Genomic DNA, 8697 nt, shown 5'->3' with positions numbered 1-8697 from the left:
ATTCCCTGAGTAGCGGCGAGCGAAACGGGAATAGCCCAAACCAGAGAGCTTGCTCTTTGGGGTTGTAGGACTGACGACATGAGAAAAAATGTAAGTATAGCTGAATGATTTGGAAAGATCAGCCAAAGAGAGTGAAAGCCTCGTAAGCGAAATGCAAGCAACTCTAGTCAGTATCCTGAGTACGGCGGGACACGTGAAACCCCGTCGGAATCTGGGAGGACCATCTCCCAAGGCTAAATACTACCTAGTGACCGATAGTGAACCAGTACCGTGAGGGAAAGGTGAAAAGAACCCCGGGAGGGGAGTGAAATAGATCCTGAAACCATGTGCCTACAAGTAGTCAGAGCCCATTTACGGGTGATGGCGTGCCTTTTGTAGAATGAACCGGCGAGTTACGTTTGCATGCAAGGTTAAGTAGAAAATACGGAGCCGTAGCGAAAGCGAGTCTGAATAGGGCGAATTGAGTATGTAGACGTAGACCCGAAACCAAGTGACCTACCCATGTCCAGGTTGAAGGTGAGGTAAAACTCACTGGAGGACCGAACCCATGTACGTTGAAAAGTGCTGGGATGAGGTGTGGGTAGCGGTGAAATTCCAAACGAACTTGGAGATAGCTGGTTCTCTCCGAAATAGCTTTAGGGTTAGCCTCGTGGTAAGGATCGTGGAGGTAGAGCACTGTTTGGACTAGGGGCCCATCTCGGGTTACCGAATTCAGATAAACTCCGAATGCCACCGATTTATACACGGGAGTCAGACGATGAGTGATAAGATCCATCGTCGAAAGGGAAACAGCCCAGATCACCAGTTAAGGTCCCAAAATTTATGCTAAGTGGAAAAGGATGTGGAAATGCCTAGACAACTAGGATGTTGGCTCAGAAGCAGCCATTCATTCAAAGAGTGCGTAACAGCTCACTAGTCGAGTGATTCTGCGCCGAAAATGTACCGGGGCTAAGCATAATACCGAAACTGTGGATGCATCGTAAGATGCGTGGTAGGAGAGCGTTGTATGAACATTGAAGCTGTACCGTGAGGAGCAGTGGAGTTCATAGAAGTGAGAATGCCGGTATGAGTAGCGAAAGATAGGTGAGAATCCTATCGGCCGAAAGACTAAGGTTTCCTGGGGAAGGCTCGTCCTCCCAGGGTTAGTCGGGGCCTAAGATGAGACCGAGAGGTGTAATCGATGGATAACAGGTTGATATTCCTGTACTAGTTTAATTTGTTTGAACGATGGAAGGACGCAGGAGGATGATGTGTGCACACAGCTGGAAAAGTGTGTCCAAGCCGCGAGTCTTGATATGAGTTAAATGCTTATAACTATAAGGACAAGTTGTGATGGGGAGCGAAATTTAAGTAGCGAAGCACAGTAACTCACACTGCCAAGAAAAGTTTCTAGTTAGAATTAAACTACCCGTACCGCAAACCGACACAGGTAGTCGAGGAGAGAATCCTAAGGTCAGCGAGTGAACTCTCGTTAAGGAACTCGGCAAAATGACCCCGTAACTTCGGGAGAAGGGGTGCTGGTGTAAAAGCCAGCCGCAGTGAATAGGCCCAAACAACTGTTTATCAAAAACACAGGTCTATGCTAAATCGTAAGATGACGTATATGGGCTGACGCCTGCCCGGTGCTGGAAGGTTAAGAGGATTGGTTAGCTTCGGCGAAGCTAAGAATTGAAGCCCCAGTAAACGGCGGCCGTAACTATAACGGTCCTAAGGTAGCGAAATTCCTTGTCGGGTAAGTTCCGACCCGCACGAAAGGCGTAATGATTTGGGCACTGTCTCAACGAGAGACTCGGTGAAATTATAATACCCGTGAAGATGCGGGTTACCCGCGACAGGACGGAAAGACCCCATGGAGCTTTACTGTAGCTTGATATTGAGTTTTTGTGTAACATGTACAGGATAGGTAGGAGCCGTTGAAGTCGGAACGCTAGTTTCGATGGAGGCATTGGTGGGATACTACCCTTGTTATATGAAAACTCTAACCTACGCCGATAATCGCGGCGAGGGACAGTGTCTGGTGGGCAGTTTGACTGGGGCGGTCGCCTCCTAAATAGTAACGGAGGCGCTCAAAGGTTCTCTCAGAATGGTTGGAAATCATTCGCAGAGTGTAAAGGTATAAGAGAGCTTGACTGCGAGACTGACAAGTCGAGCAGGGACGAAAGTCGGACTTAGTGATCCGGTGGTACCGCATGGAAGGGCCATCGCTCAACGGATAAAAGCTACCCTGGGGATAACAGGCTTATCTCCCCCAAGAGTTCACATCGACGGGGAGGTTTGGCACCTCGATGTCGGCTCATCGCATCCTGGGGCTGTAGTCGGTCCCAAGGGTTGGGCTGTTCGCCCATTAAAGCGGTACGCGAGCTGGGTTCAGAACGTCGTGAGACAGTTCGGTCCCTATCCGTCGCGGGCGTAGGAAATTTGAGAGGAGCTGTCCTTAGTACGAGAGGACCGGGATGGACATACCTCTGGTGTACCAGTTGTTCTGCCAAGGGCATTGCTGGGTAGCTATGTATGGACGGGATAAGCGCTGAAAGCATCTAAGTGCGAAGCCCCCCTCAAGATGAGATTTCCCATTCCGTTAAGGAAGTAAGATCCGTTAAAGATGATGACGTAGATAGGCTGCGGGTGGAAGTATGGCGACATATGGAGCTGAGCAGTACTAATAGATCGAGGGCTTAATCGAGTAAGTGGTTTAAAGTGTTTTAAAATTTCTTAATATCTAGTTTTGAAGGTACGAGGTACCAATAGTGTGGTGATGATGGCAAGAAGGATACACCTGTTCCCATGCCGAACACAGAAGTTAAGCTTCTTAACGCCGAAAGTAGTTGGTGGGAAACTACCTGCGAGGATAGGAAGTCGCCACGCGTATTATTCCGGTTTAGCTCAGTTGGTAGAGCGTCTGACTGTTAATCAGGATGTCGTCAGTTCGAGTCTGACAACCGGAGTACTTAAAGAGATATGTCATAAGACATATCTCTTTTTTTCTGTCAAAAAGAGAAAAACACTCTCATTATTGTGCAAAATCGTTTAGAATAAAAGGTAGATAAATGAATTTAGGAGGTACCATATGCCAAAATTAGATAATTCAGTAAAAGATGTTTATAACAAGATTATTAATCCTTTAGGGGTTTCAAAGATTAGATTATTTAATGACAAATTTTCTAAAATACCTGGAATAATTAAGTTAACATTAGGAGAACCTGATTTTAATGTTTCTGATCACGTGAAAGAAGCAGCAATTAGGAGTATACAAGAGAACAAATCACATTATTCTGAACAAAAAGGAATTCCAGAATTACGAGATGCTATTTCTAAATATTTAAAAACACGACAAGGCTTAGACTATGATCCTGAATCAGAAATAGTTGTAACTATAGGTGCCACTGAGGCTATATTTTCATCTATGGGAGCTATTTTAAACCCTGGTGATAAAGTTATAGTACCAACACCTACATTTGCCTTATATATGCCAATTATTGAAGTTTTGGGTGGTATTCCTATCCAAGTTGATATGTCAGAAGATGGTTTCAGATTAACTGGTAAGAAGTTAGAAGAGGTTCTCGTTAAAGAAGGTGAGGATTCAGTGAAAGCAATATTAATGAACTTTCCTGGTAATCCTACTGGATATGAATATACTGAATCTGACTTGCAAGAAATAGTTGATGTAGTTAAGAACAAAAGAATGTACGTAGTTTCTGATGAAATATATTCTGAGATTACTTATGGTCAAGAACACGTTTCTCTAGCAAAACTAATGCCAGGTAAAACTGTTGTTATAAATGGTTTATCAAAATCACACGCTATGACTGGTTATCGTATAGGCTATATAGCAGCTCCTAAGGACTTTATAACCAATGCAAGTAAAATGCATGCTTATACGGTTACAGCGCCTTCTAACCCTGCTCAATACGCTGCTGTTGAAGCTTTAACAGTAGGAATTGATGATGCAAAGGCAATGAGAGATGTTTATCAAGAAAGAAGAGATTTTGTAGTTTCTCGATTAAATGAACTTGGATACGAAACACTGGTTCCTGAAGGAGCTTTTTATAGTTTTTCACGTATTCCTTCAAAATATGGTATGGACGATGTTGAATTTGCTGAGAAATTGGCAAATGAGGCTAAAGTTGGTGTAACACCTGGTAGTGCATTTGGAAAAGGTGGAGAAAATCATTTTAGGATTTCGTATGCCTCATCAATTGAGGATTTAACTGAAGCAATGAATCGAATAGAAAAATTTACTGCTAATTTATAAAATAAAATACTTGTCTAGTTAATTACAATCCTGTATAGTATTTCTTGTGCTAATTTTGGTACAAGAAATATGACCCGTTGGTCAAGTGGTTAAGACACCGCCCTTTCACGGCGGTAACATGGGTTCAAATCCCGTACGGGTCATCATGGAGGATTAGCTCAGCTGGGAGAGCATCTGCCTTACAAGCAGGAGGTCACAGGTTCGATCCCTGTATCCTCCATAATAAAAAACATTCAATCTTTTGATTGAATGTTTTTTTATATTATCAACAATAGGTTACCGATTATACGGTTGACTAAGTTTGATGTTTTAAAGTGATTTTTAATCAGAGCCATTATGACTATGAAGACAATGATAGCGATAGAAGTTGTTAATTCAATGTATTTCATATAGTAAAGAATAATCAGTATAGCACTCATAAAAATTAATTGTAGATAGTCAAAAATATTTTCTCCATCGTAGAAATCAATGATGATTGCTGCAATATTTACTAGCAATACAGGAATTATAAATGTAAAAGAAATAAAATGTATATTTACAAAAGATATGGCGATAGAACAAAATGATGGAACTATAAACGACTCAATGATTGTGTCTAGAATTTTTAGATTTCGCGAAATGGTCTTCGAAATAAAAAGTAGCAATAATTGTGAGTATAGCAATATCATCACGAATACATTTAGAGATTTTATCGAAAAAGCACATATAACGATGAATAATACAGAATAGAATATATTGAAGTATGTGTTAGGTCGATATGGTTTAAAGAAGTTTTTATAGAAGGCAATCATACCTAACATAATGGTAAATGTAATATTTAATTTTAAGCTACTAAGATTATAGTGCCATATGTAAATAATTGGGAAAATATAGTAACTTACTAATTCTAAAACAGAATTTAAAATATTTTTTGTGGGGGTTATTTTCATAAAATCTCCTTTACTGTTACTATTTTAGATAATGATTAACTGGGTTTCAAGTTTTTCATGAAAATCAAAATTAATTGTGTTAATGTATTAAGAGGTTCCTGATGGGATTTTTTAAAATTTTTAAAAAATGAGCCCTGTAACCGAAAGGTGGAAGACAAAAAATGTCTAAGAATTATTTATTTACTTCTGAATCAGTATCAGAAGGACATCCAGACAAAGTTGCTGATCAAATCAGTGATTCAATCTTAGATGCTATTTTAACAGAAGATCCAGATGCACGTGTTGCCTGTGAAACCACAGTTACTACTGGATTAGTATTGGTAGTAGGTGAAATATCAACATCTGCTTATGTTGATATTCAATCTGTTGTTAGGGAAACAATTAAAGAAATCGGATATGATGGTTCAAATCCTGGTTTTGATGGCAATAGTTGTGCTGTTCTAGTTGCTTTAGACGAACAATCACCTGATATTGCTCAAGGTGTTGATGAAGCTTTAGAAAATAGAGAAAACACAGATGTTGATCCATTTGATCAAATCGGTGCTGGTGATCAAGGATTTGTATTTGGTTACGCAAATGATGAAACTAAAGAATACATGCCATTGCCTATTTCATTAGCTCATAGAATTATGAGAAAAACAGCTGATCTTAGAAAAGAAGGTAAGATTGATTATCTATTACCTGATGCTAAGGCACAAGTAACTGTTGAATACGATGAAAATGATAATCCAGTGAGAATTGATACTATCGTATTGAGTACTCAACATAAAGAAAGTGCAACTCTTCAACAAGTAAAAGATGATGTTAAAAAATACATTATCGATGAAGTTGCTCCAAGCGAGTTAATTGATGAAAATACTAAGTATTTCATTAATCCAACTGGACGCTTTGTACTTGGTGGACCAGAAGGTGATTCAGGATTAACCGGTCGCAAAATTATCGTTGATACATATGGTGGTATGGCAAGACACGGTGGTGGTGCTTTCTCCGGAAAAGATGCTACAAAGGTTGACCGTTCTGCCAGTTATGCAGCACGCTATATAGCAAAAAATCTTGTTGCTGCTGGAATAACAAAAAAATGTGAAGTACAAATTGCTTATGCAATTGGTGTTGCTCGTCCAGTTTCAGTTCATGTAGAGACATTTGGTACAAGTGATTATTCTGAACAACAAATAGTTGATTGTATTAATGCTAACTTTGACTTAAGACCTCTTGGAATTATTAAAATGTTAGATCTTAAACGACCAATTTATAAACAAACAGCGGCTTATGGCCACTTTGGACGTACAGATATTAATCTACCTTGGGAAAATCTTGATAAAGTTAATGATATCAAGGCATTCTTAAATAAAGATTAACGAGTACAGAGGCGTTCTTTAAAGGTAAAACTTTAAAGGCGCTTTTTTTATGGGGGAAATATGGAAAACAATCATCAAAAATCTAATTTAGCAATGGTTACAATAGCTATTTTTATAGCTACATTTATGACAGCAATAGAAGGAACTATTGTTTCAACCGCGATGCCAACCATTATCGGTAGTTTACATGGAGTTAATTTAATGAATTGGGTCTTCTCCATTTATTTGTTAATGACTGCTGTTGCAACACCAATATATGGAAAATTAGCCGATATAATTGGACGAAAACCAGTAATTATGTTTGGTTTGGTACTATTTATCATCGGTTCTACCTTGTGCAGTTTTTCTAATTCAATGACATTCTTGATAGTTGCGAGAGCAATTCAAGGTCTGGGATCTGGAGCAATTCAGCCGCTAACGTTTACTATTATTGCTGATATTTACCCAATTGAAAAACGTGCTCGTGTCATGGGTCTAAATGGATCTGCTTGGGGAATTGCTGCTATAATTGCTCCACTTTTAGGTGGTTTTATAGTTCAACAGTTAAGCTGGCACTGGGTATTTTTAATTAATTTACCAGTAGGATTGATTACTATTTTGATGCTTATGTTCTTTTTCAAAGAAGATAAGAAACTGACAAGAAAAGTTAAAATTGATTATGCAGGTACATCGTTAATTATTTTAATATTGTTACCGTTCATGATTGCTTTGCAGATTTTAGAAAATGAGAATTATATTCTGGCAGCAATTCTAGTATTGGTTTCTATTATATCTTCATTTATATTTGTCAGGGTTGAGAAAAAAGTAGATGATCCTGTTATTCCATTAAAACTGTTCAAAAATAAGACCTTTGTAATCCAAAACTTAATTGCTATGTTAGTTTGCGGATTTTTAATTGGATTTGAAGCTTACATTCCTACATGGATGCAGGCAGTAAAAGGTATGTCACCATCAATGGGAGGATTCGCTGTAACTCCTAGTTCAGTTATGTGGATTTTTGCTTCATTTCTAGCTGGAATGTTGTTGAATAAAATGGCTCCCAATAGAGTTATATATATTAGTTTAATTTTCTTATTTATTGCAAATATCGGTTTAATTGTTGCTCAGATAAGTTCATCATTCTACTATTTCTGCTTGATAGCAGCTTTTGCTGGGGTAGGTTTTGGTCTAACAGTGACAACAACAACTGTGACTGTACAATCTGTTGTTCCTCCAGAAAATATAGGACTAGCTACGAGTTTAAATACATTATTGAGAACAATTGGACAAACCATTATGATATCCGTCTATGGAATCATTTTGAACAAGAGTTTAATTAATGGTGCAGCTGGAAATAAAAAAATAACTGTCGATATGATGAATCGTTTAATTGATCCATCAACCGCCAGTTCTTTGCCAGCAAACCTTTTACCCAAAATGAGAGAAATTATTTTTCAAGGATTGCATAATATTTATGTAGCATCCATTGTATTATTAATCTTGGCTTTAATCTTGAATGCCTTCGAGTTTAAAAATAGAACTATCCTTGGATCTAAAGATCAATAGAGAAGTACATACTGTTACTAAACCTAGTAAATACCCTCCAAATACATCGCTTGGGTAGTGTACACCAAGAATAATTCTACTTAAACCAATCAATATGATAACTATTGTACAGATTATTGAAACAATTATTTTAGTAGATATTTTTTTACTGATATAAAGCGTAAGAATAATGATTGATAGCATGAATGTCATCATTCCAACAGAATGACCACTAGGGAAACTAAATCCGCTTGCATCGACAAAATGATGGTGAACTGGTCTAGCTCTAGTGAAAATATGTTTTAGAATTGAATTGATACCTGTTGCTACGATTTCATTCAGTGCTATAAAAAGCGCAGAATAATAACGCTTTAGTATAAATAATACTATCACAGTGATAGTCACAAGTATTGTAACTGTTAATTCATCACCTAAGTGTGTTATTACTTGGCAGAATTGAACGATTCCTTGTGAAGGATCATATAGATAATTTATTATTGAATTATCAAAGTTTCTTATGAAACTAGAATTGTTTACTACGTTGTATATCCAGTCAATTAAAATGATGTTTAGAACAACATCAATTATTGCTAAAGTTTTGTTTTTCATGATTTGTCTCTCTATTGATTAAGAT

At 38.0% G+C, this 8697-nt stretch carries 5 protein-coding genes, 3 tRNA genes, 2 rRNA genes and 1 riboswitch (1 of these 11 cut by a window edge); of the genes, 8 read left to right on the top strand and 2 right to left on the bottom strand.

The genetic code is table 11. The annotated features are described in order from the left end of the window. The 6 genes from CS873_RS06575 to CS873_RS06550 form a co-directional block, all read left to right on the top strand. Positions 1-2683 (top strand): 23S ribosomal RNA (locus CS873_RS06575) (it extends 234 nt beyond the left edge of the window). 65 nt (positions 2684-2748) lie between these two features. After that, positions 2749-2865: ribosomal RNA gene (gene rrf, locus CS873_RS06570) — 5S ribosomal RNA — on the top strand. A gap of 7 nt (positions 2866-2872) precedes the next feature. Then, positions 2873-2945, top strand: a tRNA-Asn gene (locus CS873_RS06565). Between the two features lie 122 nt (positions 2946-3067). Continuing rightward, entirely contained in the window at positions 3068-4252 is a 1185-nt protein-coding gene (locus CS873_RS06560; RefSeq protein ID WP_099975069.1) for an aminotransferase class I/II-fold pyridoxal phosphate-dependent enzyme, read from the top strand. A 71-nt stretch (positions 4253-4323) separates the two neighbouring features. Further along, positions 4324-4395 (top strand) — tRNA-Glu (locus CS873_RS06555). A 4-nt stretch (positions 4396-4399) separates the two neighbouring features. Further along, positions 4400-4472: transfer RNA gene (locus CS873_RS06550), tRNA-Val, on the top strand. Positions 4473-4509: 37 nt separating this feature from the next. Here CS873_RS06550 and CS873_RS08150 read toward each other — a convergent pair. After that, positions 4510-5181 carry a hypothetical protein gene (locus CS873_RS08150; RefSeq protein ID WP_169922463.1) on the bottom strand — a complete coding sequence of 224 codons (672 nt, stop codon included), beginning with the start codon at positions 5179-5181 and terminating at the stop codon, positions 4510-4512. Positions 5182-5261: 80 nt separating this feature from the next. Continuing rightward, positions 5262-5345, top strand: a riboswitch (SMK box riboswitch). Between CS873_RS08150 and metK the strand changes: the two genes are divergently transcribed. Further along, positions 5343-6539, top strand: a complete 1197-nt coding sequence (gene metK / locus CS873_RS06540) for a methionine adenosyltransferase (protein WP_099975067.1) — start codon at positions 5343-5345, stop codon at positions 6537-6539. Its footprint overlaps the riboswitch before it by 3 nt. Before the next feature lie 60 nt (positions 6540-6599). Further along, positions 6600-8084 carry an MDR family MFS transporter gene (locus CS873_RS06535; RefSeq protein ID WP_099975066.1) on the top strand — a complete coding sequence of 495 codons (1485 nt, stop codon included), beginning with the start codon at positions 6600-6602 and terminating at the stop codon, positions 8082-8084. Here CS873_RS06535 and CS873_RS06530 read toward each other — a convergent pair. Then, on the bottom strand, positions 8025-8672 hold the full coding sequence (locus tag CS873_RS06530; protein ID WP_099975065.1) for a phosphatase PAP2 family protein: 648 nt from the start codon (positions 8670-8672) through the stop codon (positions 8025-8027). The two genes, CS873_RS06535 and CS873_RS06530, sit on opposite strands and share 60 nt — an antisense overlap. Positions 8673-8697: the final 25 nt, after the last annotated feature.

Source organism: Companilactobacillus metriopterae (genome assembly GCF_002762335.1).
Taxonomy (GTDB): domain Bacteria; phylum Bacillota; class Bacilli; order Lactobacillales; family Lactobacillaceae; genus Companilactobacillus; species Companilactobacillus metriopterae.
The sequence above is the reverse complement of the archived record's forward strand: the minus strand, read 5'-3'. Positions and strand labels throughout refer to the sequence as shown.

Coding starts and splice junctions, on each gene's coding strand:
- metK (WP_099975067.1), top strand. CDS start 5,343: ATGTCTAAGAATTATTTATTTACTTCTGAATCAGTATCAGAAGGACAT.
- CS873_RS06535 (WP_099975066.1), top strand. CDS start 6,600: ATGGAAAACAATCATCAAAAATCTAATTTAGCAATGGTTACAATAGCT.
- CS873_RS06530 (WP_099975065.1), bottom strand. CDS start 8,672: ATGAAAAACAAAACTTTAGCAATAATTGATGTTGTTCTAAACATCATT.
- CS873_RS06560 (WP_099975069.1), top strand. CDS start 3,068: ATGCCAAAATTAGATAATTCAGTAAAAGATGTTTATAACAAGATTATT.
- CS873_RS08150 (WP_169922463.1), bottom strand. CDS start 5,181: ATGAAAATAACCCCCACAAAAAATATTTTAAATTCTGTTTTAGAATTA.